The 24033-nt window shown below is 45.7% G+C and carries 21 protein-coding genes and 1 tRNA gene; 13 read left to right on the top strand and 9 right to left on the bottom strand.

All coding sequences use genetic code 11. From position 1 onward, the window contains the following. The coding region (locus ICN18_RS10355; RefSeq protein WP_216190452.1) for a hypothetical protein at positions 1-324 on the bottom strand (324 nt) is incomplete at its 3' end. A 140-nt stretch (positions 325-464) separates the two neighbouring features. Here ICN18_RS10355 and ICN18_RS10350 point away from each other — a divergent pair. Further along, entirely contained in the window at positions 465-3467 is a 3003-nt protein-coding gene (locus ICN18_RS10350) for a beta strand repeat-containing protein (protein WP_216190450.1), read from the top strand. A gap of 284 nt (positions 3468-3751) precedes the next feature. Here ICN18_RS10350 and ICN18_RS10345 read toward each other — a convergent pair whose 3' ends face one another. The 3 genes from ICN18_RS10345 to ICN18_RS10335 all read right to left on the bottom strand — a co-directional run bounded on the left by ICN18_RS10345 (position 3752) and on the right by ICN18_RS10335 (position 7108). Further along, entirely contained in the window at positions 3752-4333 is a 582-nt protein-coding gene (locus ICN18_RS10345) for a hypothetical protein (protein ID WP_216190448.1), read from the bottom strand. A gap of 165 nt (positions 4334-4498) precedes the next feature. Beyond that, positions 4499-6025, bottom strand: coding sequence for a beta-1,3-glucanase family protein (locus ICN18_RS10340; protein ID WP_216190447.1), 1527 nt, complete (start codon positions 6023-6025; stop codon positions 4499-4501). Between the two features lie 129 nt (positions 6026-6154). Further along, positions 6155-7108: an autotransporter domain-containing protein gene (locus tag ICN18_RS10335; RefSeq protein ID WP_216860019.1), complete on the bottom strand. Its 954-nt coding sequence runs from the start codon at positions 7106-7108 to the stop codon at positions 6155-6157. A 46-nt stretch (positions 7109-7154) separates the two neighbouring features. On the opposite strand from ICN18_RS10335, the gene ICN18_RS10330 reads away from it, so the two are divergent. Together ICN18_RS10330 and ICN18_RS10325 are read left to right on the top strand one after the other, a co-directional pair. Then, positions 7155-8603, top strand: coding sequence for a sensor histidine kinase (locus tag ICN18_RS10330; protein ID WP_216190445.1), 1449 nt, complete (start codon positions 7155-7157; stop codon positions 8601-8603). 102 nt (positions 8604-8705) lie between these two features. Next, the gene (locus tag ICN18_RS10325) at positions 8706-10811 is read left to right on the top strand and encodes an alkyl/aryl-sulfatase (protein WP_216190444.1); all 2106 of its coding nucleotides are present in this window, start codon (positions 8706-8708) and stop codon (positions 10809-10811) included. A gap of 68 nt (positions 10812-10879) precedes the next feature. Here the strand turns inward: ICN18_RS10325 and ICN18_RS10320 are convergent, their stop codons facing one another. From ICN18_RS10320 to rph, 4 genes are read right to left on the bottom strand one after another with little or no spacing between them, the layout of a single operon-like run. After that, positions 10880-11893 (bottom strand): Bug family tripartite tricarboxylate transporter substrate binding protein, encoded by a 1014-nt coding sequence (locus ICN18_RS10320; protein ID WP_255532204.1) that lies wholly within the window; start codon positions 11891-11893, stop codon positions 10880-10882. 44 nt (positions 11894-11937) lie between these two features. Next, positions 11938-13119 carry a radical SAM family heme chaperone HemW gene (hemW, locus tag ICN18_RS10315; RefSeq protein ID WP_216190443.1) on the bottom strand — a complete coding sequence of 394 codons (1182 nt, stop codon included), beginning with the start codon at positions 13117-13119 and terminating at the stop codon, positions 11938-11940. 20 nt (positions 13120-13139) lie between these two features. Beyond that, positions 13140-13730 carry an RdgB/HAM1 family non-canonical purine NTP pyrophosphatase gene (rdgB, locus tag ICN18_RS10310; RefSeq protein ID WP_216190442.1) on the bottom strand — a complete coding sequence of 197 codons (591 nt, stop codon included), beginning with the start codon at positions 13728-13730 and terminating at the stop codon, positions 13140-13142. 8 nt (positions 13731-13738) lie between these two features. Beyond that, a complete protein-coding gene (gene rph / locus ICN18_RS10305) occupies positions 13739-14479 on the bottom strand; it encodes a ribonuclease PH (RefSeq protein WP_216190441.1) in 741 nt (246 codons plus the stop codon). Positions 14480-14547: 68 nt separating this feature from the next. On the opposite strand from rph, the gene ICN18_RS10300 reads away from it, so the two are divergent. The 4 genes from ICN18_RS10300 to ICN18_RS10285 are packed head-to-tail and all read left to right on the top strand — an operon-like array spanning position 14548 to position 18799. Continuing rightward, complete coding sequence (locus ICN18_RS10300) at positions 14548-15477, top strand: YicC/YloC family endoribonuclease (RefSeq protein ID WP_216190439.1); 930 nt, start codon at positions 14548-14550, stop codon at positions 15475-15477. Positions 15478-15491: 14 nt separating this feature from the next. Next, complete coding sequence (gene gmk / locus ICN18_RS10295) at positions 15492-16130, top strand: guanylate kinase (RefSeq protein ID WP_216190438.1); 639 nt, start codon at positions 15492-15494, stop codon at positions 16128-16130. A 44-nt stretch (positions 16131-16174) separates the two neighbouring features. Further along, on the top strand, positions 16175-16378 hold the full coding sequence (rpoZ, locus tag ICN18_RS10290) for a DNA-directed RNA polymerase subunit omega (protein WP_011902918.1): 204 nt from the start codon (positions 16175-16177) through the stop codon (positions 16376-16378). A gap of 15 nt (positions 16379-16393) precedes the next feature. Continuing rightward, positions 16394-18799 (top strand): RelA/SpoT family protein, encoded by a 2406-nt coding sequence (locus tag ICN18_RS10285; protein ID WP_216190437.1) that lies wholly within the window; start codon positions 16394-16396, stop codon positions 18797-18799. Positions 18800-18829: 30 nt separating this feature from the next. Here the strand turns inward: ICN18_RS10285 and greB are convergent, their stop codons facing one another. After that, entirely contained in the window at positions 18830-19330 is a 501-nt protein-coding gene (gene greB / locus ICN18_RS10280; protein ID WP_216190436.1) for a transcription elongation factor GreB, read from the bottom strand. Between the two features lie 18 nt (positions 19331-19348). Between greB and ICN18_RS10275 the strand changes: the two genes are divergently transcribed. From ICN18_RS10275 to ICN18_RS10250, 6 genes are all read left to right on the top strand, one after another. After that, positions 19349-19425: transfer RNA gene (locus tag ICN18_RS10275), tRNA-Arg, on the top strand. 89 nt (positions 19426-19514) lie between these two features. Continuing rightward, positions 19515-20687, top strand: coding sequence for an ABC transporter permease (locus ICN18_RS10270; protein WP_216190435.1), 1173 nt, complete (start codon positions 19515-19517; stop codon positions 20685-20687). Then, positions 20687-21475, top strand: coding sequence for an ABC transporter ATP-binding protein (locus tag ICN18_RS10265; protein WP_216190433.1), 789 nt, complete (start codon positions 20687-20689; stop codon positions 21473-21475). The genes ICN18_RS10270 and ICN18_RS10265 overlap by 1 nt, the downstream gene beginning before the upstream one ends. After that, entirely contained in the window at positions 21472-22398 is a 927-nt protein-coding gene (locus ICN18_RS10260) for an MlaD family protein (RefSeq protein ID WP_216190431.1), read from the top strand. Before ICN18_RS10265 ends, ICN18_RS10260 begins: the two co-directional genes overlap by 4 nt. Beyond that, entirely contained in the window at positions 22395-23021 is a 627-nt protein-coding gene (locus ICN18_RS10255) for a PqiC family protein (protein ID WP_216190429.1), read from the top strand. The genes ICN18_RS10260 and ICN18_RS10255 overlap by 4 nt, the downstream gene beginning before the upstream one ends. A gap of 4 nt (positions 23022-23025) precedes the next feature. Continuing rightward, positions 23026-24027: a tripartite tricarboxylate transporter substrate binding protein BugE gene (locus ICN18_RS10250; RefSeq protein ID WP_255532203.1), complete on the top strand. Its 1002-nt coding sequence runs from the start codon at positions 23026-23028 to the stop codon at positions 24025-24027. The last annotated feature ends 6 nt before the right edge of the window (positions 24028-24033 follow it).

Here is a 24033-nt window from a genome sequence, read left to right as displayed (position 1 = left end):
AATCAAATCATTAGTAGATAACTTATCTTTGTGAATGACTCTTCCCTTGGCGAGGGTTTGGATCATTAGTGTTGGCTCTTTGAATTTAGTTGTTACAGTAGCCAAAGGCACCAACTGTCCGCTAACTTTCGGATTGAATTGAAAGTTGGAGTGATAAATCACAATGTCATTGGTTAGAAACAAGCCTTCATATCCGCCTACCCCAATTTGCTTTGGTATTGGGGCCTCAGTCCAAGGAATATCTTGATTGTTCAAGGCTTCCGATGTTGGCTCGGAGTCCTCTAGTAACCAATTGAGATTGACGAATTCTGTAGATGTAGGCATGAGCAGATATTACACACAACAAATACCTAAGGTAAATAGCAGGATTACATGTAATTTCGTACTTAATTCATGTAAAAAATAAAACAGAAGAAGAGTGAATTTCTCTAAAGTTAAACCCTATATTTATAAGGGTTAAGAGAGTGAAATTTAAGTTATCTGTTACTTCGTTTTTAGTGCTTATTTCGTTGCATCTATCAGGGCATGCAGTCGCAAGTTGCCTCACACCTACAGTCGCAGGGGGAACGCAGTATGCAATTAATACTCCAGAGGTTACAGATTGCATTCCAGTTACAAATGCAACTACCTTTGATGTAAATAGTACTGTAGTCACTACCAATGATGGCTTTAAGTTCAGCAACCCAACTCAATTAACGTCATTCACCAATTTAGGAATAATTTTTGGTGCCGGTATTGGTGTAGAGCTATATGCTGGTAGTAACGCAAAAATTTCTACCCTAAATAATGGATCAAGTTCCCTAGCTACAGCCTATATTGGTTTTGATCCTGCAACTACTTCATATTCTGGCACTGGAATTTCCCTTTATTCCGGAAGTGAAATTACCACTCTCAATAACTATGGAACTATTGCGGCCAATCTGTACAGTATCCAGAACATTGGCGGAACTATAGGAGTAATTAATAATTACAATACAGTCCAATCGCAGTTTTACGACGCAATCAATTCTAGCGGACCCATTACATCGATAAACAACTTTAGCGGCGGTTTGATTGCTGGCGGCTCTTTTGCAGGCTCCGGTATTAATAGCTCTGCATCCATTACATCGATAAACAATTCTAGTGGCGCTTCAATTACCGGTTCTGGTGGCGGATATGGTATTTACAACGACGGCGGCTCAATTGGAGGGATTTCAAACGCGGGAACGATTTCAGGTGCATGGGGAATTTATAACGGAGCTGGAGGGACAATTGGCACTGTTAGTACTGTTGGCATTAGTAATGCTGTTGGTGGCCAAATCACTAGTGTGACAGGCTATGGTATTGAAAATGAAGGTAGCACGATTAAATCGATTGTTAATAGCGGAACAATCTCCGGGGCTGACTTTGCTATCTATAACCATAATAATGGCCCTGCAGCAGCAAGAATTGATCAGATCACGAACTGGGGCGCTCTCACTGGTTCTCTAGGTGGAATTAATAACAATAATGGCTTAAGTAGTGCATCGATTGGAACGCTGAACAACGCACAAAGTGGGCTTAAGTACTTCGGGGTAATGCCAACGAATTACAACATTATCATTACCCCCACTGGTTTTGGAACGTTAGATGCAGGGCTTGGAATTACTGGATCCACTACATTTGGTGTGTCCTCTTTATCCACTTTGTCAGCGAACACTTATTCTGGTGTTCTGTTGGGTGTAGATAGCCTTGGAATTACAAATTACTCCTCCATCTTCAATACCTGGACTAACTTCAATAGCTCATACAAGTGGGAGTTAATCGCTGGTGCGAACTCTACAACTTGGAATTTGGTGGTTGCTGCACTCGCACCTCCGCCACCAGTTGCAACCAATATTACTGGGGCTGGAACTATCTATCAGTCTTCCAATCTTGGCACGACAGTCAATCCTGTCTTTGATGGCGGCACATTGCAAGTCTCTTCGACTGGCAATATTGCAAATAACTTTACTGTTAATGGCAATAATGGCGTGATCGATCAAAATAGTGTCGCATCAAACTTTACTGGCGTGATTTCAAATGCCTCTGCCAGTTCTCCAGGTTCGATGACTATCACCAATAGTGGTAGCGGCGGTTCCGTAACGTTCTCTGGTGAAAACACTTATACCGGATCAACCACAATTAATAGTGGTGCCACTTTGGCGCTGTCAGGCGCTGGCTCAGTTTCTCAATCGAGTGGTATTACCAATAACGGTACGCTAAACATTGCCGGCAAGAGCGGCAATGTGACCGTTAATAGCTATAACCAAGGAGCGACTGGTAATTTGGCGATGAATTTAGCTCCAAGCGCTACTCAACAACTCAAGGTTCTGGGTGCAGCTTCTTTGGCTGGTGCTTTATCTCTAACTGCTAGCTCAGGTTCTTATGCTCCGGGTAAGTACACCTTACTAACCGCAAATGGTGGGGTCACTGGTTCATTTGGTAATCTAACAACCAACCTGTCTTCTTACACAAGGTTGGGTTATGGATTGACTTACGATGCCAATGACGTGTATTTGGTATTTACTCCTAACGTAGCTGATACTCAGCAATCTTTAGTAAATACTGCATCGGCACTACAAAACATCTACACACTGCAAAACTCTGTTCTAGCTAATAGCTTTGCTTATGACTGTAATGAGTTTGCTAAAAATGGTGTTTGTATTTCAGTAGGCGGTCGTAACACTGCTGTGTCTGCTGCAAACGGACTGAATAACACTAGCGGTTTATTGATCGCAGCTTATCGCCCACATCAGAACTATCGTATTGGCGCGTATGTTGACCAAAATCTATCGGTAAACAATGCGGGCTCTACAGTTACTTTGGGCAATAACACACCAGTAATTGGTGTGTTTGGTGCCTGGAATGAGCACATTGATGGCACAGGCACTGAAGTAAAGGTATCTGCTGCCTACGGTCAGAAGAATACGACTATCAATCGTCAGGTGGTTGGCACATCAGAAGCTGGATCTGGTTCATCGCAGCTCAATAGCCAAGGCGCACAAGTTACAGCTAAGTATGGCTTTGCGGTACTACCGGCAGTGATTGTTTCTCCATACGTTGGAATTCGTTACACCCAGAACAATATGGGTGGCTATACCGAAGGTACTAGCGCCATAGTTACAGCACCACTTACATACTCGGCCCTCAATACGAATGCTACAACTGCATTAGCAGGGTTAGGAGTAAGCTACAGTTTTATTCCGCAGGCAGGGGTCTTTGGTAGCGCTGGCGTGGAAACTGATACCAACACGGCGAACGGCACATATTCAGCCACTGGATTGAGTGGCCTGACACCAATAAACTTCAATGCCAATCCGGTTAAGACTAGACCAACAGCCACTATTGGCGCGTACTACGATGTTGAAAAGAATCAGCGAGTAGGGGTTACTGGCATCTATCGTCAGGAGCCATTCCAAGCCGTTCAAACAACTACTGTGATGGCGACTTATACGGTTGGTTTGTAAATATTAAGTTAGTAGTCTGTACGGAAGACCCGCTTCGGCGGGTTGAAATCAAGGTCGTTAGCAGTCATTGCGGAGGTAGACTCTTCCTGGGTGCTATGAGGAGTCGGGCTTATAACCTGAATCCCTTAATAGTTGCCAAAGAAGTTACCAATTTATTGGTTAGTTAGAGCGCCTCTTCCGCAAAGTCAAAATAAAAGCCCAGCAATCACTTGCTGGGCTTTTGTCTTTCTAGCTCCTAGAAAAGAGCTACAAAGGAACTTTCATAGAACTACTGCATTTCTTGATTACTTCTTGGCTGCTGGTGCGCTAACTACTGCAGCAATGGCTTCTGTGTAAACCACTTTTACTTGATCGTTTACAGCAATATCTTTCAACAAGTCAGGATTCTGAACCTTAACCTTGAAAATGTTTCCTTGTGGACCTTTTAAAGAAACGATATTTTTAGCTGTATCAATAGCTTCAACATTAGCTGTTGCAGTAACAGTATTTGTGGTGATCATGCCTGGCTTATCGCCTTGTGGAGCAGTTGTAGTGCTAGTGCTAACTTGCTCACTAGTTGTGCCTGGATTTTTTACCTTCACCAATTCAATGGCTACAGCAAGTTCATAAACAACATCAAAACGGTCGCCCACTTTAATTTCTGCAAAGTTCTTTACTTCAGGACCGGCAACGATAGATGTTTCACCATCTTTGTTTTTCAAGGTAACGGTGCGAGTAGCAGCATCGATCTTGGTTACTTCACCGTCATAAAGAAGCGCAGCTTCTTGGGCAGCTACACCAGCGATAGGTGCTTTTGGTTTTGTGAGGTAAAAGTAGCCGCCAACTGCAATTGCAGCAACAACGACAGCAATGATAATTTTTTTCATAATGGTTTGATCCTTAAGATATTTAAAGCGCATCACCAATAGCTGGTAATGCGGTAATTGGTAAATACTATAGAAATAGCATTAATAAGTATTGTATTACTCATAATGATATTGGGGCTAGCTTTCAGCCCCGTCTTAATGAATATGGCCGAGACTTCATCTCTTTTATAAAAACAAGCCCACCTGAATGCTTACAGATGTGGTACCAGAGCTTGTTGTCACCGTAGGTTGCAAACTGCCTACGTCATCGTATGGGAATCCATAAGCAAGCCCATTGCTATTGAATTGATGGAACTTCTGCGCCCAAGTATTCGATGTTGAACTTGCATAGTTACCGCTCAATGGAGGTGAGAAGCTGGCTCCAAGCGTGTCATTCAATGAGTAATTGGCATTGGCCATTGTTCCTCGTTGAAAGGCAGCGGCCAGCATCTTTTGCACATTCTTTTGATCGCCAGATCCACTGGCTAAAGAATTGGCGCATTGCCATACATCATAGGAAGTAATTTGAGTATTTGTGAATTGGACGCTGCCACCACTATTCCAACTAGATGCGTTTGCAAGATTTCCTGTTTTGAAGGAAAGAACTCCGCCGCTAACCATTCCCGAGTAATAACCAGACGCCGCATCATAAGTAACAACAGGAGTGCTTGTCCAGTTGGAGTACCAAGTAGCAATCGTGCTGGTAAAGAATGTATCGCTTGCAGTTGCAACTGTTTTAGGTGAGACGGCACGTAATGTGTTAGCTGTATAGACGCTAGCTGGATAAGCATCTGCACTCACGCCAGTGGTAGGGACCGCAACAGAGCTATTAAAAAGAGTGTTGGATAGGCCACCTAAATTGCTCATGATAGAAGAGCGGCTGGTATTGAGAACGCCTTGTTCTCCGCCAGTCATTCCGGTTCCGGTAGCTGTCATAGAGATCGGGAAACCAAATTGATCCACTTGGGTAGTGTTGATATTGAGCGCTTGATTGCTATCAAATGAGAACTCCAACCAATCGTACAAACAAAGGGAGCCAGGGGTGCCAGATGCTAAAGCAGGGGCTGTATAGCCTGTTGCCGGAAAGCCAGTGGTTTGATTGGTATTGACCCCAGCAAGCGGCGTAAATGGCAGAAGAGGCTTGCCAACTGAAATATAAATTCGTCCACTAAATGCGTTGCTGCCAGTCCCAAGGCCAGGCATATTCGTGCCATTAAAACTAGCAAGATCTGCTACTAAAGTGGCACAACTACGATCCAGTGGGATGGAATAGTCAGCCCAAACAGTGGGGCAGTTGGTTGTTGCGCTGGTGCTGCCGGTGGTCATCCCAGCACAGGTGCCTGCTGCATTGGTATTGTCAGCCGTGGGATTCATTTGCACGGGTTTGTTCTGTCCAGTAGCTGGGTTATATCGGTAGTAGGTATTTCCGCCTGCGGCAGTTAGACCAACAATATAGGCATACATTGGAACGGTGGCTGGAATGCCGGTTGCACCTACGCTAGCGTCAATGGTCAAAGGAATGGTGGCTGATGCACCTGCACAAACGGGCGCGCTCGTACCTTTGGAGGATGTTCCGCCGCCACTTCCGCCACTAGAAGAGCTGGAAGATGATCCACCACTAGAGCCACCGCCACAGGCTATCAGAATGCCGCTGGTGCCTAAAGCGCCAACTCCTTTAAGGATAAGACGACGATTTTCATTGATTTTTTTCATGTGTTTTTCCTCAAAGCGAGCAAGTGCTCGATAAATTAGCCTAATAGCTAATATTGATCATTCTCTCGTTCGGGGCGGAGGTCAACGAATGATTTGATTTACATCAAATCTTCGCTCCTTTTAGTGGGTTTAGAAGCTAGCGGCTAAGCCAATAGAGGTGCCATGCACGTTTTGGCCAAACTGATAGCGAAACACCACTCTAACTCTAGTGAAGATCGGGTCTGAGGCGCTGCGATCCAATTCAATACCGGTGCCAACCGAGGATAGGGAGTTAAATCCCAGGGCTCCCCGTAAGTCACCCAGGAATTCTGTATGGGCTAATTCAAAGACTGCACGAAGGGGTCTATCCAATAAAGTGATTGGAGTTGGGATGCGACTTCTAGCCCAAAGCGCCAGACTCTGCGAGTCAGCTGAACCTTGAACGGCTGTTGAGCTATCAAAGGTCTGTACTGGGATATTCGTATAGCGCAATTCCACATCGATCTCTTGATTGGGTTTGTAGTTCTCATAGTCCAGCATGACAGAACCACCCAAACCATAGGAGTTCATGCGTCCACCATTGAGAAACTGCAAGTCAACGCCTTTCTGATTTTGAATCACTCGAGAGGCAATCGAAAGATCGCTTTCTAAATGGCCAAGCATGACGTTGGCAATCGGGCGAAAGCGCAGTTCATTTGTAATTGGAAAGTCCCAGCCAACACCTCCGGTACCAGTAACGCTATTCCAGTGAACGGGAACCGTGACAGAGCTATTGCCGATCCCATCTGAGAAGTTTGGGTTATAGCGATTAACAGCCAAGGTGCCTTCTAAATACAGCGGGAAATTAGCGCTAATACGATCGCCACCACCCAAGGAGATCATCTGTAAGTCAGAGTTGTCGCCATCTTTGTTGCGTATCGATAGAGAGCCTGTAGTGACATCGGGCGTAAGCGAATACCCCGTAATGGTCATGAAGGCGTCGGCCCGCTTTTTAAGGTAATTGTTAGCGGCGTTGTAGAGGGCAGATTGAGCATGCGCAAAGCTAATCCCAGCGACAAAGAGGGTGATAAATAAAAGAAACTGGAATCTACTAAAAAGCCGCATGGCAGGCATTTTAACGAATCAATTGGGTGGATGTACCATAGCGAACATGAAGGTACTTATTTCTATTTACTTCTTTATTCTGGCCATTATTCAGATGGGTCTGTTTTTTGGTATTTATCACTATTACCGCTCCCAAAATTTACTGAAGCCTAGTCTGTACTGGATGTCCTCGCTCATAGTGAGTGTGGTGGGGCTATTTATTTTTGGGGCGGGAGTCATCACCATCAAAAATATTGCCAACCCTGAATTTAATTTCACGGTAGCCAATAGCTTCTTTTACATCGCCGCGCTATTGCAAGCTCTATTTTGTCAGTCACTCAATCGAGAGGTTTCTAGGCAAGCAAAGTTATTTGCCTCAGCTTCAGTCCTCATTTTTATTCCTACATTCGAATATATGCGTCTGTACGGAACTTTTGAGATTCGAACTCTTGTGATGGCTGGTATTGCCAGCATTTTTTATTGCTGGCAAATCTATGAGTTAGCTATAAAAAGAAAAACATCGCCCTCAAAACAATTGTTTTATATGCAATGTGCAAGCTTTGCTGAAATGTTTTTTGCAATAGGTCGATTTGTAATTTTAGTTGCATCAGCATTAAGTATTGAGCATGTTGAGCAGATACCTCAAATACTGATTCTCTTCACCATCTCTCAATTGGTAATGAATACGCTCTCATATATAGCCATTGGTAGTTATTGGGCTGAGCAAATTGCAAAAGAAAATGTGCAGTCTACTCATGAAAATCAAGAAATTAAGTCACTTCTGAAAGAGCGGGACATCCTGATCGGTTCTCTGCTCAAGGCCAACAAGACTGCCAGTACAGGAGCTTTGTCAGCCTCCATTGCACATGAGCTCAATCAACCTCTTGGAGCCTCCAGTCTGAATATTCAATTCTTGCAAAAGAAACTGGCGGAAGGGGAATTAAATCCCACATTGCAAAAAGAAGTTTTGGACTCTTTGTTGACGGATAACCAGCGGGCGGCAAATATTATTCGCTCCCTCAAGTCAGTATTTGCTGAAGAAAAATTAGCTTCAGCAAAAGTCGATCTTGCCCAATTAATTGATTTAGTGCTGACGATTGCCCGCCCAGAAATTATTAAGCAAAATATCCAGATGGTGATGAAGTTGGAGGATCATCTATACATCACCGCAAATAAGGGTGAGCTTCAGCAAGTACTCTTGAATCTAGTGAATAATGCAATTGAAGCGTTAAAGGTAGTGAATAAGTCAGATAAAAAAATTACCGTTCGAGGTCAACGAACTGACATGGGTATTCAGATATCTATTGCTGACAATGGTTCAGGAATTGCCCCAGAAATCCAGCATCATATGTTTGAGCTTCTTTCGACTACCAAGGGGTCAGGTATGGGAATTGGCCTCTGGTTATGCAAACACATCGTGATGAGACATGGCGGCTCAATTTGGTTTGAGTCATCACCTGACAAAGGAACAACTTTTTTTATTGGATTGCCTTTGGTTGCAGCTTATGCAATTTAAGGCGCCTTAATTGGCCTTTAAATATTAGCTATAGGGCTAATTGCCATTGATTTACTCAAACATATCATTGAAGTAATCACAGCATTTTTACTTTAGGCTCTTATGAAAATCAAACTTACTCAAATTTCAATTGCAGTTACCTTGATATCTTCTGGATTAGCTGTAGCTGCCGGTGGAGGTGGTGTTGTAGCTGATCCTGGCGCAATGCAGGGCAAACACTTTGACTCTAAGGGCAAGATGCCTTCAACTTATACCGTTGACTTACAGGATGGTTTGCGCAAAACACTACCATTTGAAGATAAGCGTGATTTTGAGGAATCTAAAAGGGGTTTTATAGCTGCACCTCCCTATAAGACCATCATGGCCGATGCAGGCAATGTGGCGTGGGACATGGGTAGCTATGAGTTCCTATTGCAAGGCAAAGATTTTGACAGCGTGCATCCTTCTTTGCAGCGTCAAGCCATTCTCAATATGGGTTACGGTTTATATGAAGTTGTGCCAGGAAAAATTTATCAAGTACGTGGCTTTGACTTAGCCAACATTAGCTTTATCAAGACTAATACCGGCTGGATTGTGTTTGATCCACTAACTGCAAAAGAAACTGCTCGCGCAGCACTGGAACTTGTCAATGAAAAGCTCGGCAAGCGCCCGGTAGTAGCGGTGGTGTATTCGCATTCGCATGGAGACCATTTCGGCGGCGTGCGTGGTGTTGTTGATGAGGCAGATGTTAAGAGCGGCAAGGTTAAGGTAATTGCCCCGGCAGGCTTTATGGATCATGCGATTGCCGAGAACGTCTATGCTGGCAATGCCATGACTCGCAGAATGTACTTTCAGTATGGCGTGTTATTACCCCGTAGCCCATTTGGCCACGTAGATCAATCGATTGGTAAAAATACAGCCGCTGGTAATTTGGGCTTGATTGAGCCTAATGTCTATATCAATCAGCCATATGAAAAAATGACAGTTGATGGCGTAGAGATGGAGTTCCAAAACACCCCTGGAACTGAAGCACCTGCGGAGATGAACACCTACTTCCCGCAATTCAAGGCATTCTGGGCGGCGGAAAATATTACGGGCACGATTCACAATATTTACACATTGCGTGGAGCCTTGGTTCGAGACTCATTAGCTTGGTCAAAAAATATTAATAACGCTTTATATCGTTATGGCAATGAGAGTGAAGTGATGTTTGCTTCTCATAGCTGGCCACGTTGGGGCAATGAACGCATTCAAGAAGTAATGCGCACTCAGCGCGATAGCTATGCCCATCTACATAATGAGGTGCTCCATTTAGCAAACAATGGTGTCACGATTAACGAAATCCAGAACGTATACAAGCAGCCCGAGAGTTTAAAGAAGCAGTGGGCAGCGCATAGTTACCATGGGTCTGAGGAGCACAACAGCCGTGCTGTTATTAATCGCTATTTAGGTTATTGGGATGCCAACCCAGCAACATTGGCGCCGCTATCGCCAAGAGATTCGGCACCACTCTATGTGGAGATGATGGGTGGTTCTGGCAAGATTATGGCCAAGGGTAGGGAGCTCTATAAGCAAGGCAAGTACCGCGAAGCTATGGAGATCGTGAATAAATTGGTTTATGCGCAGCCAAACAATACTGCTGCAAAAGATTTATTGGCTGATATCTTCGAGCAAATCGGTTATCAAAAAGAGAGCCCAAGTATGCGTAACAGTTTCTTGGGCGCTGCTTATGAGCTGCGTCATGGTATGCCGACCGGGGCTTCGCCAAAATCGAATGGTCCTGACATGATTAAAGGCATGACAACAGAGCTCTGGCTTAATGCTTTGGCTATTAGCATGGATAGCAAAAAAGCAGCGGATATGAACTTTGTGATTAATCTTTCTACACCAGACAATGGTGAAAAGTTTGTCATCGAGATGAGCAACTCTGCCTTAACAAACATTAAAGGTCAGCAGGCCAAGAATCCAAATCTGACGATCACGTTAAACCGCAGCGATCTTGAGCAAGTCATGGGTGGTCAAACTACATTTGAGAAGCTCCTGGCCGAAGGTAAGGTGAAGTTTGATGGTGATCGCAAGCCATTTGATCAGCTCAGAAGCACTTTGACTGTCTTTGTGCCTGATTTTGAGTTAATGCCAGGAACAAAAGGAAAGGCTGCGCCTAAACCAATAACTCCAGCCAAGGATCCATTTGCTGCGCAAGAAATGGCAATTACTTCAGGCGAGTAATTACATATCGCAGTATTTGGTAAATAAAAATGCACTCCTTGGAGTGCATTTTTATTTGATACAAAGAATTAATTGAGATCAACCTGTAACTTGGCATCTTTAACTAATTTTGCCCATTGATTTCTGTCTTTGACGATGAATTTACTAAAGGCAGCGGGAGTGCCACCGCCATCTTCCGCTCCGACTTCCGCTAATTTGGCCTGAACTTCAGGCTTGCGTAAAACGGTATTCACATCCGCATTAATTTTGTCTACGATCTTAGGATCCAGCTTTGCTGGACCCATCAGGCCATACCAAGCTGTAGCCTCAAACCCGGCATAACCGAGTTGCTCCATGGTTGGCAGATTGGGATAGGCTGCTGAACGTTTAGTGCGGGTTTGAGCTAAGGGAATCACTTTGCCGCTCTGAATGTGTGGTGTAGCTGCGCCCATGGTTTCAAAAGCATAAGTAATATGACCAGCCATGAGGTCAACCAAAACAGGACCACTTCCTTTGTATGGAATATGAAGCGCCTGAGTTCCGGACATATGCATAAACAATTCATAGGCAAGATGTTGGGTGCTGCCATTACCGGCGGATCCAAAGCTGACCTTACCGGGGTTCTGTTTTAAATAGGCAACCAAGTCTTTGACGTTCTTTGCAGGAGCATCAACGTTCGCAATCAAAATGTTTGGTGTAATACCGAGCAAAACAATTGGCGTAAAGTCGGTGGATGCGTTGTAGGGCATCTTTTGACCTAGCGCTGGAATGATTGAGAGCGCATTCACGTGAGCTAGGCCAAGTGTATATCCATCAACAGGGGACTTGGCAACTAAGTCGGCCGCAATTGTTCCGGCTGCACCGCCACGGTTATCAACGATGACCTGCTGTCCCCACATTTGCGAGAGGTTAATGGAAATGATGCGTGCAATTGCATCAGAGCCGCCGCCCGGTGGAAAGCCAACGATTAGCTTAATCGGTTTATCTGGCCATGATTTAGCTTGCGCAAGGACGCCAGTGGAGATAGAGCTTGTACCAAGAATAAAAGCGCATACAAAAAGAGCGCGCGCAAAGAGGCTAGCGGCATATTTACTTTGAACCATTGATTGTCTCCGTATCGGATTTTTATATTTATTAAGTAAATACTTTAACTTAAAAATAGCTCTTGAAGATTGTTGAGATAGCGTAAACCCTGATCAGTAGCCTTTAGCTTTGAAGGATTTTGATCGAGCAGACCTTTTTTACTGGCTTCATCTAAGCCCTTGCTGATCACATTTAAAGGGAGCCCGGTACGCTCGCCAAAGGTGTTGGTATCAACCCCATCTTTGAGTCTTAAGGCGTTGAGCATAAATTCAAAAGGAAGCTCTTTTGCTGGAATCTCTCGGCTTTCAATGATGGCATTGCCTTTTGATTCCATTGCTGCCATGTAAGTGTCTGGGTGACGTTCGCGAACTTGTCGCGTGATCCTATCCGGATATGAAATCTTGCCGTGAGCACCGGCACCGATACCAATGTAATCACCAAAACGCCAGTAGTTCAGATTATGTTTGCACTCTTGGTTCTTCTGCGCATAAGCAGAAACTTCATAACGCTGGTAACCGGCCTTGGTGAGCAAATCTAAATTTTGTTCAAAGATGGTATCAACTTCATCATCGCTCGGTAACTTTGGTGGGAAGTTTGCAAAGTAAGTATTGGGTTCTAGTGTGAGGTTATAAAAAGACAGGTGAGGCGTCTTAAAAGACAGCGCTGTTTCAATATCTGCTTTAGCTGCTTCTAGGGTTTGATTGGGGAGGCCGTACATCAGATCTAGATTCACTGATTTGAAGTGTTTCATCGCAATCGCAATTGCACGTCTAGCTTCCTCGCCATTGTGAATGCGCCCCAGAGCCTTGAGCTGCTGATCCTGAAAGCTCTGGACTCCTATTGACACTCGATTAATACCCGCCTTGGCAAAGCCTGCAAATTTATCTGCTTCGATAGATCCGGGATTGGCCTCCATAGTGATTTCAGCATCGGGTTCTAAGTTCACGCGGGCACGTACAGCGCAAAGTAGTCGATCCATTCCCTCTGCAGTGAGCAGGCTAGGGGTCCCGCCACCAATAAAAATGCTATGAACCTGACGTCCCCAGGTATTGGCTAATTCAGTTTCGAGGTCAGCAATGAGCGCATTGATATAACGCTCTTCGTCAAAACCACTTTTACCTTCTTTAATTTGATGTGAGTTGAAATCGCAGTAAGGACATTTCTTCTCGCACCAAGGAAAGTGAATATACAAAGCCAGTGGTGGCAATGCGGTAAGGCTCACTTTATTGGGGTTTGAATTAAGCACGGGATTTCAGTTGCGCAATTTCAGTTGCGTGATTTCAGCTGAATTATCAGCTCACGTAAAGCTTGACCACGATGACTGATTAAATTCTTCTGGGTAGGCTCTAGCTCGGCTGCAGTGCAGTCTTGTTCAGGTAGAAAGAAGTGGGGGTCATACCCAAAGCCATTAGATCCTGATGGTTGTTCATTAATTTGCCCATACCAACGGGTTTGCACAATGATAGGTTCCGGATCGTTTGCGTTGTTGACAAAAACTAAAGCGCAAACATAATGAGCGCCTCGATCTGCTTGATCTTTTAATTCTTGAATGAGTTTTTGATTATTGGCGGCATCATCACCTTGCTCGCCTGCATAACGTGCCGATAAAACACCGGGCCTCCCATTTAAAGCATGCGCGCAAATGCCAGAGTCATCGGCTAGCGCAGGCAAGCCAGATGCAGCGCTAGCATGACGCGCTTTTGCTAGGGCGTTCTCCACAAAGGTGAAGTGCGGCTCTTCTGCTGAAGGAATGCCCAATTCACCTTGAGGGATGACCTGAAAGTTCAGGGGGGCTAAAAGCGCCTGAAACTCCTTTACCTTGCCGGCATTATTGGAGGCGAGAACCAGTTTTTGCATTGCGGTTTTTATTTCAAAGCATCGATTTGTAGTTGTGTGAGCTCTTTGATGCCTTGGTCAGCCAAATCTAGGAGTGCATTGAGTTCAGCTCTAGAGAAGGCGGCACCTTCAGCGGTACCTTGCACTTCAATCATGCCGCCTTTACCGGTCATGACAACATTCATATCCGTATCGCAAGAAGAATCTTCCGGGTAATCTAAATCGAGTACAGGAACTCCTTGGTAGATACCCACTGAAATTGCCGCAACGCTATCAATAATTGGATCTTGAGTTAGTGCGCCACTCTTTAGTAATTGATTCACTGCATCGCGGGCTGCTACAAAAGCACCTGTAATCGATGCGGTACGCGTACCACCGTCCGCCTGCAGGACATCGCAATCCAAATGAATAGTTCTTTCACCCAAAACTTTTAAATCAAAGACGCTACGCATGGCGCGTCCAATGAGACGCTGAATTTCTTGTGTGCGACCAGATTGTTTGCCGCGAGCAGCTTCACGATCACTGCGGGTATGCGTTGAGCGGGGCAGCATGCCGTACTCTGCGGTAACCCAGCCTTCGCCAGAACCTTTTTTATGGGGAGGTACTTTCTCTAGGATGCTGGCGGTACACAGAACCTTGGTATCCCCAAAGGCGATTAAAACGGATCCTTCAGCATGCTTGGTAAAGGCTCTGGAAATGGTAACTGGGCGTAAATCTTTTGGCTTGCGGCCGCTAGGGCGGGCAATATTGGCTGGGCTTGCTGTACTCATGGGAATGGGGTCCTGTGGGGTTAAGGTCTGAATCGGGTCTAGTTCAATAATGAATCTACAATGTCCATATGATATCGAGCATGACTGGTTATGGCAGCGCTTCTCGCCAAGTCTCCCTAGGAGCTGGTGTAGTTGCTGATCTGCAGGTGGAATGTAGGGCTGTTAACAGCCGCTTTCTGGATCTAGGATTTCGTCTTCCGGACGAATGCCGCGGGGCTGAGCCTGCCTTGCGAGAAATGGCCACCCAAAGCCTTTCTCGAGGCAAGGTGGAGTTTAGAGCGGCATGGCGTGTGAATAGCGCAGCTGCAGGTGCAGCTAAAAGCAATCCTCATGCACTAGGCGCCATTAACAAAGACCGTTTAGACGCTTTGTACACCCTGCAAGAAAAAGCCCAGGATGCGTTTCCTAAAGCGCAAGAATTGAGCATTGCAGAAGTATTGCGTTGGCCTGGCGTTGTCTCTGAGCCGCGGGGCGAAGAAGATAGTTGGATTACTGCCGCAGTCGAAGCGGGGCGTGCTGCTCTCGCGGCGCTGATGGAAAGTCGCCACGCCGAAGGCAAAGCTTTGGTTGGCGTTCTTACCAGCATCACTGGCAAGATGCGCGATATTGTTAAGGTGATAGAGCCTAAGGTTCCTTTATATGTTTCTCAGTATCAAGAAAAGCTCACCGAACGTCTGGCTGAGGCGCTAGCTGCTCAGGAGCAGGCTAAGGCGGGCGCTGAGTTGATGGAACGTATTCGTCAAGAAGTGGTGCTCTATGCAGTTCGTATTGATGTTGCTGAAGAGTTTGCGCGTCTCAAGACCCATCTTCAAGCCGTTGATACTGCACTTGCAGGCAAAGGCCCGGTTGGTAAGCGCTTAGATTTTCTGATGCAGGAACTCAATCGCGAAGCCAATACCTTAAGTTCAAAGTCTGTTTCCGAAGAATGTACACAAGCCGCGCTTGAGCTCAAGTTATTTATCGAGCAAATGCGTGAGCAAGTTCAAAACCTTGAGTAACCCATATTTCATTTATGACTAACTCCACTCTGACGCCATCCTATCAAGGCAGCATGTTGATGATTGTTGCGCCATCGGGCGCAGGTAAGTCTTCATTAGTTAACGCGCTCTTAAAAGATGATGCGGGGCTGAAGCTATCGCTATCAACCACTACTCGTGCCCCAAGACCTGGCGAGGTGGATGGTAAGGATTACCGCTTTTTGACCAAAGAAGATTTTCTGCAAGAGCGCGACCAAGGCCACTTTTTAGAATGGGCTGAAGTCCATGGGCATTTTTATGGAACATCAAAACCTTGGATTGAATCCCAAATGCAGGCGGGTAGTGACGTCATGCTGGAGATCGATTGGCAGGGTGCCCAACAAATTCGGAAGTTAATTTCTTCTGTGCAGTGGATTTTCATCTTTCCGCCATCAATTGAGGCTTTAGAGGAGCGTCTGCGTAAGCGTGGTCAGGATGATGAGGCAACTATCCAACGCCGCGTAGCAGCTGCCCACGTTGAGCTCCTGCATGCCCACGAAGCGGATTACATCGTAGTAAACGATTCGTTTGATCAAGCCTTGGTCGATTTAAAGCATATATTGGCTTCGAGCCGCTTGCGTTCTGGGCCCAGTATGGCCAGGAATCCAGCCCTTTTAAAGCGACTCGGGGTCTAATCAGTTATCCTATAGGTATTGAAGCTAAATTAAGTGAGTTCAGCATGGCCCGTATTACTGTAGAAGATTGCCTTAAAACTATCCCAAATCGTTTCGAATTGGTTTTGGCTGCGACGTATCGTGCTCGCCAATTGGTACAAGGTCACTCCCCACGCGTTGAGTCCAGAGATAAAGCTACTGTAGTTGCTTTACGTGAAGTAGCTGCTGGTGTGACTGACCGTGACATGTTGACCAAAGTACCCCTGTAATTAAGGAGTTCCGGTGTGGAGCTCCCTTTAGGAATAGACAAAACATCGGAAAAATCAGGAAGCATCTCGTCTAAAGATGCTTCGCTGGATTTATCACAAGGCTCAGCTCAAGCCCAGTTGTTAGACATCGATTCTGACAACTCAAATCAAAGCGGTAAAAAATCCATCATTGCTAGTTTGTTGGCTCAATCGAGTCGCCATTTATTTGGCCCAACATCTGCGCCTAATCTTCCCCTAAAGCATCAGGTAGTTTCAATTGAGGGATTGCTTGCAAAGCTTTCTTATCTAAAGCCTGATGAGATTGTGCAAATCAAGAAGGCTTTTCAGTTTTCGGATGCAGCCCATTTGGGTCAATATCGTCATAGCGGCGAACCTTACATTACCCATCCAGTTGCTGTAGCTGAGCTCTGCGCTACATGGCGCTTGGATGCTCCATCCATCATGGCTGCTTTATTGCATGATGTAATTGAAGACACGGGCTGTACCAAGGCAGACCTGGTTGAAAAGTTTGGCAATAAAGTCGCAGAGCTCGTTGAGGGCTTAACCAAGCTTGATAAATTAGAGTTTCAAAGTCACGCAGAAGCGCAAGCAGAGAGCTTTCGCAAAATGTTTATGGCTATGGCGCGCGATGTCCGCGTCATCTTGGTCAAGCTGGCTGATCGTACGCACAATATGCGCACACTTGATGCCGTGCCGATGGAGAAGCGTCGCCGAGTAGCCGCTGAAACAATTGAAATCTACGCCCCCATTGCACATCGTCTTGGCTTAAACATTATTTATCGCGACCTTCAAGACCTGAGTTTCCGTTACTCTATGCCGATGCGTTTTAGAGTGATTGAAGGCGCTGTAAAACGGGCGCGTGGTAATCGCAAGGAAATGGTCGAGAAGATTTTGCAAGCCTCTCGCATGGCTTTTGCTAAGGCTAATTTGGATGTGGATCTGCGTGGCCGCGAGAAGACGCTCTTTAGTATCTATAGCAAGATGCGTTCAAAGCATCTCAGTTTTTCACAAGTGCTAGATGTGTATGCCTTCCGTGTAACGGTACATTCAATTGATGAGTGTTACCGTGCCTTAGGCATTCTGCATTCTTTATATAAGCCGATGCCTGGCAAATTTAAGGATTACATCGCCATTCCGAAGTTAAATGGTTATCAGTCCTTACACACCACCTTATTGGGACCATCGGGGGTGCCGGTGGAGTTTCAGATTCGAACAACAGATATGCATGCTGTGGCTGAAGCAGGTGTTGCTGCGCACTGGGCTTATAAAGATGGTTCGCCTGATATGAGTGAGGTGCAAAACCGAGCCCATCAATGGTTGCAATCTTTGATTGATATTCAAGATAGCAGTGGCGATTCTCAAGAATTCCTTGAGCATGTCAAAATTGATTTGTTCCCTGATGCGGTTTACGTCTTTACGCCTACCGGTCAGATTAGGGCTCTGCCTAGAGGTGCAACCGCTCTAGACTTCGCTTACTCCATCCATAGTGATCTTGGTAATACTTGCGTGGCTGTGAAGATTAATGGCCTGCAGTTGCCTTTGCGTAGCGAACTTAAAAATAGCGACATTGTTGAAGTCATTACGTCTGCTAGCTCACAACCAAACCCAGGTTGGTTGGCTTTTGTGCGAACTGGTAAAGCCCGCGCTTCGATTCGTCACTCACTCAAAACCAAGCACTACTCTGAATCGCTTCAATTGGGTGAACGACTCTTGGCAAATGCATTACGCCAGCAAGGGGTTGATGCCGCTTTACTTAGTCCAGAGATTTGGGAAAAACTCATGCACTGGACGGGGGATAAAACCCGCGAGGAAGCCTGCGTCAATATCGCTTTAGGTCGGCGCTCTCCCCAAGAGCTAGCCATTCGTCTGAAGATTCTTATTGATGACGAGGGTGGCGCTGAGCAAATGCGCTTAGGTGTTGCCGACTGGGTCGCCCCAAATCAAGAGGTGGGTCACCACCACCAACGCCAAGCTATTTTGGTAGATGGTCGTGAAGGCAACTCTATTCACTTTCAAACCTGCTGCCATCCTATTCCGGGCGACAACATCATTGGTTATCTCGGCAAAGGCGAGGGCCTACAAGTCCACACTAACGACTGTCCTTTAGCATTGCGCATGCTATCTAAAGATAGTGATAAGTGGGTTGAAGTGGAGTGGGGCAAAGAGCTTAATCGCGAATTTGAATTAGACCTCGCAATTGATACCAGACAAGGTAAGGGTGTGCTGGCAAGAGTAGCAAGCAGCGTAACATCCGCCGATTCGAATATCATGAATGTTTCTATGGAAGATCGCTTCAAAGAAGATTCAGTCACTATTCGCTTTACGATCCAGGTTTACGATCGCTTGCATCTCTCTAAGGTAATGCGCAGCTTACGTTCCAATCCTGATGTAATGCGAGTCACTCGCACTCGTGCCGCCTAGAAGTCCGAGAGTCACTAATACCACGCAACTCTAAAGGTATTGAACGTCTAAGATTTCAATTTCAGCGGGCCCAGTTGGAGTTTGAATAAAGACACAATCTCCAATCCGAGACTTAATTAAGGCTTTTGCAATTGGGGATACCCAACTGACGTGCCCCTTATCCAGGTCAACCTCATCTACACCGACTATGGTGATCTCAGTCTGTTTGTTGGCTTCTAACCCCTCCAGGGCCGAATAGGTCACAGTAGCTCCAAAGAAGACCTGCTCAGAGTCACTTTCGCCAGATTTTCGGGCGGAATTATCGACAACTACGGCAAATTCCAGACGTTTATTAAGGAAGCGGATTCGTCTATCAATCTCCCGAAGTCGCTTTTTCCCGTAGATATAGTCGCCATTTTCAGACCGGTCGCCATTGCTGGCGGCCCAGTGCACCACCTTTACAACCTCCGGTCTATCAAGGTTCAAGAGCTGTAGGAGCTCGGTCTTGATACGTTCGTGTCCAGCGGGGGTGATGTAGTTCTTCTCTTCCATGGCATAATTATGGCTGTTGCGGCTGTAGCTCAGCTGGATAGAGTACTTGGCTACGAACCAAGGGGTCGTGGGTTCAATTCCTGCCAGCCGCACCACCTTATTAAGGGCCTAGTTGAAAAACTAGGCCCTTTTCCTTTTTTAGCGGTTTCTCGGTACTTTCACGCAGATCCCTTATAGTCTCCTTATGAGCATTTCTGACACCATTTCTGCCGTTTCTGAGGCCCCAGTTGCCATTTGGGCAGTAGAAGACGTCAATACCGCAAAGGTGTCACTGAATGGCATTGTGAATGTCTATTCCTTAGGTGGGGTTTGGACTCAAATCCGCGACTCTCAAGATGCATGGCTAAAGCAGGGTGATAGCAAAAGTAAGTCACTCACTTTTGATGCATCCAAAGTTACTTTTTTGGATGGTGCCGGTATTGCATTTCTGATTGGCGTTGAAGAAGCGCAAACAAGAGTGGGTGCAAAGTTTGAAGTTGTCGGCTTAGATCAACGCTACGAACCTTTGCTTGGTGAATTCAACCCCATTAGTAATTTATTTCCCGTTCCTGCTGTAAAGCCCAAAAGAAGTTTTGTTGTTAGCACTGGAATGGCCGTTCAAAATTTAATTGATGATGCAGTTGGCTTAATCTCATTTACTGGGCATCTCGCATCTGATTTAGCTTGGTCTATTCGTCACCCCAATCAAGTGCGCTGGGGTGACTTTGTGAATGCCGCCGTGCAAGCAGGTATCGCAGCGTTACCTATCGTTGGACTAGTAGCCTTTTTGATTGGCGTCATCCTTTCCTTCCAAGCGGCTATTGGTATGCAGCAGTTTGGCGCCGTATCCTTTGTAGGGCCACTAGCAGCGCTGGGTATTGTGCGAGAAATGGGTCCATTGATTACTGCCATTTTGTTGGCGGGACGATCTTCAGCAGCGTTTGCTGCCGAGATTGGCACGATGACTGTGAACAGCGAAGTGGATGCGCTTGTTTCTGGCGGCTTAAGCCCAATTCGTTTTCTAGTCGTGCCACGTGTTTTAGCGGGCATTCTAGTCGCGCCAATTTTGACTTTATTTGCCGATATCGTCAGTATTTTTTCCTCCATGTTGACGATGCTGATTTATGGCATTCCATTTATTAATTTCTATAACGGCATGCTGTCTGCTGTTGATATCGAAGATATTGGCTCGGGATTAATCAAGGCTACACTTTTTGGTGTGGTGGTTTCTGCTGTTGGTTGCCTACGCGGTATGCAAACCGGCAATGGAGCGGCTGCAGTAGGTATTTCAGCAACCCGAGCTGTAGTGAGTAGCATTGTTTTAATCGTGGTGGTCGACGGCATCTTCGCCTTCATTTCCTATAAGACAGGTTTCTGATGGATACGCCAGAAAAATCTCCGAATAAATCTCAATTCGCGATTGACGTAGAGAACCTCACCGTAGGTTATGGATCTAACGTGCTGATGCAAAACCTGAATTTCAAGGTGAATTACGGTGAAATTTTTGTGATTCTAGGTGGTTCTGGTTGCGGCAAGTCCAGTTTGCTAAAAAACTTATTCGGACTCTATCAACCTCTGTCCGGTAATGTTCTTATTGAAGGTCAAAATATCACTACCGCAGTTGGGGCGGAGCGTCAGAAGATCATGACTAGCTTTGGTGTGATGTATCAACAGGGTGCCTTATTTGGTTCCATGAATTTGCTTGATAACGTCACCTTGTTTATGCAGGAATATACTCAGCTAACACAAGCCCAAATGGATTTATTGGCGCGTTGTAAGCTTGATCTCGTTGGTCTATTGCCTTACGAGGCTTACATGCCTAGTGAGATTAGCGGCGGCATGCAAAAGAGGGCGGCGATTGCTCGAGCAATGGCGCTTGACCCCAAAATATTATTCTTAGACGAGCCATCTGCTGGCCTGGATCCCATCACCTCTGCTGATCTCGACAGCACGATCCAGGATTTGTCAAAAAACTTAGGCATTACCTTTGTCATTGTTTCCCATGAACTTGCCAGCATCTATGCGATTGCCGACAAGGTGATCATGCTTGATAAAGGCGCAAAAGGAATCATCGCCGAGGGTGATCCTAAAGTTTTGCGCGATACCAGTAAAGATCCACGAGTGCATCAATTCTTTAATCGCATTATGAGCAAGGACGCAGCATGAGTAATAACTCAAATCCCAATTATTTTCGCTTAGGCGTTTTTGTGCTCGCAGCAATTGGCGTGCTGATTGCTGTAATTCTCATTTTTGGTGGAGGTAAATTCTTCCAAAAATCATTTATGGTTGAGACCTATATCAAACAATCTGTAACTGGTTTGGACGCGGGAGCCGCAGTCCGGTTCCGCGGGGTAAAGATAGGTCAGGTCACGTCAATTGGATTATCTGGCGATATCTATGAAAGGGACTTGCCATTTCACGATCGTCGTCAGTATGTAGTTGTCAGAATGCAAATCTTTGGCGACAAGGTAAACGAAAACCAAATTAGCGAGTTTGTAAAAAATAATCTGCGAGCACGCGTAAAGTCAATGGGCATTACTGGCGTGAACTATATCGAGTTTGACTTTGTTGCAAATGCATCAGCCACTACGCCACTTCCTTTTTCTTGGAAGCCTGAGTACCCAGTCATCCCATCTCTTCCAAACCAGGCGGATGAAATTATTTCAGGTATTCAGAACCTGATCGGCGCTTTGAATAATATGAATCTCGATGGCACTCAGAAGAAACTGGATGCATTGTTAGGTAATCTCAATGTTCTTATGGCGGGAGATGGCAAGGGCAATGAGGGCGTGATCGAGTCTGTTAAGCAGTTAAATGTCATCATGGCTCGTATTAATAAGGCAACAGACAAAGAGGAGATCGGTCTTCTGATGCGCGAGTTGGTCGCGGCAACCACTTCTTTACGTCAGACTATTACTAGTGTTCAAGGCGATACCGTATTGACAATAGAAAATATTAAGCAGGCGAGCGAGAATTTAAATGAATTTAGCCGCATTGCAAGCCAATCACCATCAAGCTTGATTTGGAGCGATCCTCCGAAAAAAATCACACCACAGAGTAGTGCTGCTGAGTCGGGGGTGAAGAAATGAAGAGGCTCATACTATGTTTCTTCGTTATCTTGGGTTTGGTTTCCTGCTCTTTGCCCACTAGACCACCGGTAGGGCCCGCGACTTGGATGGTGACGCCAGATAGAACTACGGTGCCACGCCAAGCTCGCACAGATATTTGGCTCAATATAGGTTCTGTATCGGTTACTCCGCCTTTTGATGGCAGATCGTTGGTCTACCGGACGGGTGATCAGCGTTATGAAAAAGATTTTTATAACGTTTACGCGACTATTCCTGCTGAAATGATTGGAAATGCTGAGCGCCAGTGGATGAACAAGGCCAATATTTTCTCGTCAACAGTGGGTCAAAGTAGCAGCCTCTTTCCTTACTATTATTTGCAAGCATCAGTAGAAGAGTTTTATGGCGATTATCGTAAGCAACCAGAGGCGGTTGTAAGTGTAGAATTTTTCCTTAGTGCAACGGGTAAGGGCAAAGTAAATCCCCTGATTGGTGCAAACCGATATACCAAGCGAGTCGCCCTTAAAGACAATACACCTGAGGCCTTAGTATTAGGTCTACAAGATGCGCTGGCTCAGATTTTGAATGAATATGAGGGGCAGCTTTTTAAATATGCCGGCAATTTGCCGAAACCTCTAGGACAGTAATTTTATGAAATTGTTTGCATCACAATTTACTCTAAAGAGGGTGGTTGCTACGATATCCTTTTCTTTGATATCCGGAATTTTTGCCGTTGGCAGTGTTGGTGCACAAACTTTTCCCAATAAACCAATTCGTTTGATTGTTCCATTTGCACCAGGGGGTAGCACGGACATCATTGCACGCGCTGTCGGCGATGCATTAGGTCGTCAGTTGGGGCAGCCTGTTATTGTTGAGAACAAAGCGGGTGGGGGTGGTTCTATTGGCGCCCTAGAGGTGATGCGAGCGCCCAAGGATGGTTACACCATTGGTATGGCTACGGTTTCTACTACTGCTGCAAATCCAGCCATCAATCCTAAGATTGGCTATGACCCTGTTACGGATTTCACGGCGATTAGTAATATTGCTGCGACACCGAACATCATTGCCGTTAATCCATCTTTTCCTGCAAAGGACTTTAAGACTTTCATGGAGGTGTTGAAGGCTAATCCCGGAAAGTATTCTTACTCAAGCTCCGGTACCGGCGGCATCGGTCATTTGCAAACAGAGTTGTTTAAAAGTTTGACCGGTGTTTTTATTGTGCACATCCCTTATCGTGGAGCAGGTCCTGCGCTGGCAGATACAGTAGGCGGACAAGTTTCCATGATTTTTGATAACTTGCCATCATCATTGCCGTTTATTAAAGATGGTAAGTTGGTTCCAATAGTCGTGGCTGCCCCAAAGCGTTTGGCGCAGTTGCCGAATGTGCCTACTTTTGCTGAAGTCGGTCTAGCCCCAGTTAATCGCATGGCTTATTACGGACTATTAGGCCCAGCGGGAATGCCAAAAGATGTTGTCGAAAAGTACACTGCTGCCTTGCAAAAGGTCGTCACCGATCCTGCAGTTAAAAAGCGTATTGAGGATACAGGTTCGTTGATTAACGTGAATGGCTCTGAAGCTTTTGCAAAAGAAATTAAGGCTGAGTACACCGTCTATAAAGATGTGGTTGCCAAGCAAAAACTGCAGCTAGATTAAAAGTAG

Source organism: Polynucleobacter parvulilacunae (assembly GCF_018881715.1).
Classification (GTDB): Bacteria; Pseudomonadota; Gammaproteobacteria; order Burkholderiales; family Burkholderiaceae; genus Polynucleobacter; species Polynucleobacter parvulilacunae.
The sequence above is the reverse complement of the archived record's forward strand: the minus strand, read 5'-3'. Positions and strand labels throughout refer to the sequence as shown.

Excerpts from the sequence above, each read along its gene's own strand:
- ICN18_RS10260 (WP_216190431.1), top strand. The coding sequence starts at position 21,472 with ATGAGTAATAACTCAAATCCCAATTATTTTCGCTTAGGCGTTTTTGTG.
- ICN18_RS10345 (WP_216190448.1), bottom strand. The coding sequence starts at position 4,333 with ATGAAAAAAATTATCATTGCTGTCGTTGTTGCTGCAATTGCAGTTGGC.
- ICN18_RS10300 (WP_216190439.1), top strand. The coding sequence starts at position 14,548 with ATGATATCGAGCATGACTGGTTATGGCAGCGCTTCTCGCCAAGTCTCC.
- greB (WP_216190436.1), bottom strand. The coding sequence starts at position 19,330 with ATGGAAGAGAAGAACTACATCACCCCCGCTGGACACGAACGTATCAAG.
- ICN18_RS10335 (WP_216860019.1), bottom strand. The coding sequence starts at position 7,108 with ATGCGGCTTTTTAGTAGATTCCAGTTTCTTTTATTTATCACCCTCTTT.
- rdgB (WP_216190442.1), bottom strand. The coding sequence starts at position 13,730 with ATGCAAAAACTGGTTCTCGCCTCCAATAATGCCGGCAAGGTAAAGGAG.
- ICN18_RS10250 (WP_255532203.1), top strand. The coding sequence starts at position 23,026 with ATGAAATTGTTTGCATCACAATTTACTCTAAAGAGGGTGGTTGCTACG.
- ICN18_RS10265 (WP_216190433.1), top strand. The coding sequence starts at position 20,687 with ATGGATACGCCAGAAAAATCTCCGAATAAATCTCAATTCGCGATTGAC.
- ICN18_RS10320 (WP_255532204.1), bottom strand. The coding sequence starts at position 11,893 with ATGGTTCAAAGTAAATATGCCGCTAGCCTCTTTGCGCGCGCTCTTTTT.
- ICN18_RS10330 (WP_216190445.1), top strand. The coding sequence starts at position 7,155 with ATGAAGGTACTTATTTCTATTTACTTCTTTATTCTGGCCATTATTCAG.
- ICN18_RS10270 (WP_216190435.1), top strand. The coding sequence starts at position 19,515 with ATGAGCATTTCTGACACCATTTCTGCCGTTTCTGAGGCCCCAGTTGCC.
- rph (WP_216190441.1), bottom strand. The coding sequence starts at position 14,479 with ATGAGTACAGCAAGCCCAGCCAATATTGCCCGCCCTAGCGGCCGCAAG.
- ICN18_RS10325 (WP_216190444.1), top strand. The coding sequence starts at position 8,706 with ATGAAAATCAAACTTACTCAAATTTCAATTGCAGTTACCTTGATATCT.
- rpoZ (WP_011902918.1), top strand. The coding sequence starts at position 16,175 with ATGGCCCGTATTACTGTAGAAGATTGCCTTAAAACTATCCCAAATCGT.
- ICN18_RS10255 (WP_216190429.1), top strand. The coding sequence starts at position 22,395 with ATGAAGAGGCTCATACTATGTTTCTTCGTTATCTTGGGTTTGGTTTCC.
- gmk (WP_216190438.1), top strand. The coding sequence starts at position 15,492 with ATGACTAACTCCACTCTGACGCCATCCTATCAAGGCAGCATGTTGATG.
- ICN18_RS10340 (WP_216190447.1), bottom strand. The coding sequence starts at position 6,025 with ATGAAAAAAATCAATGAAAATCGTCGTCTTATCCTTAAAGGAGTTGGC.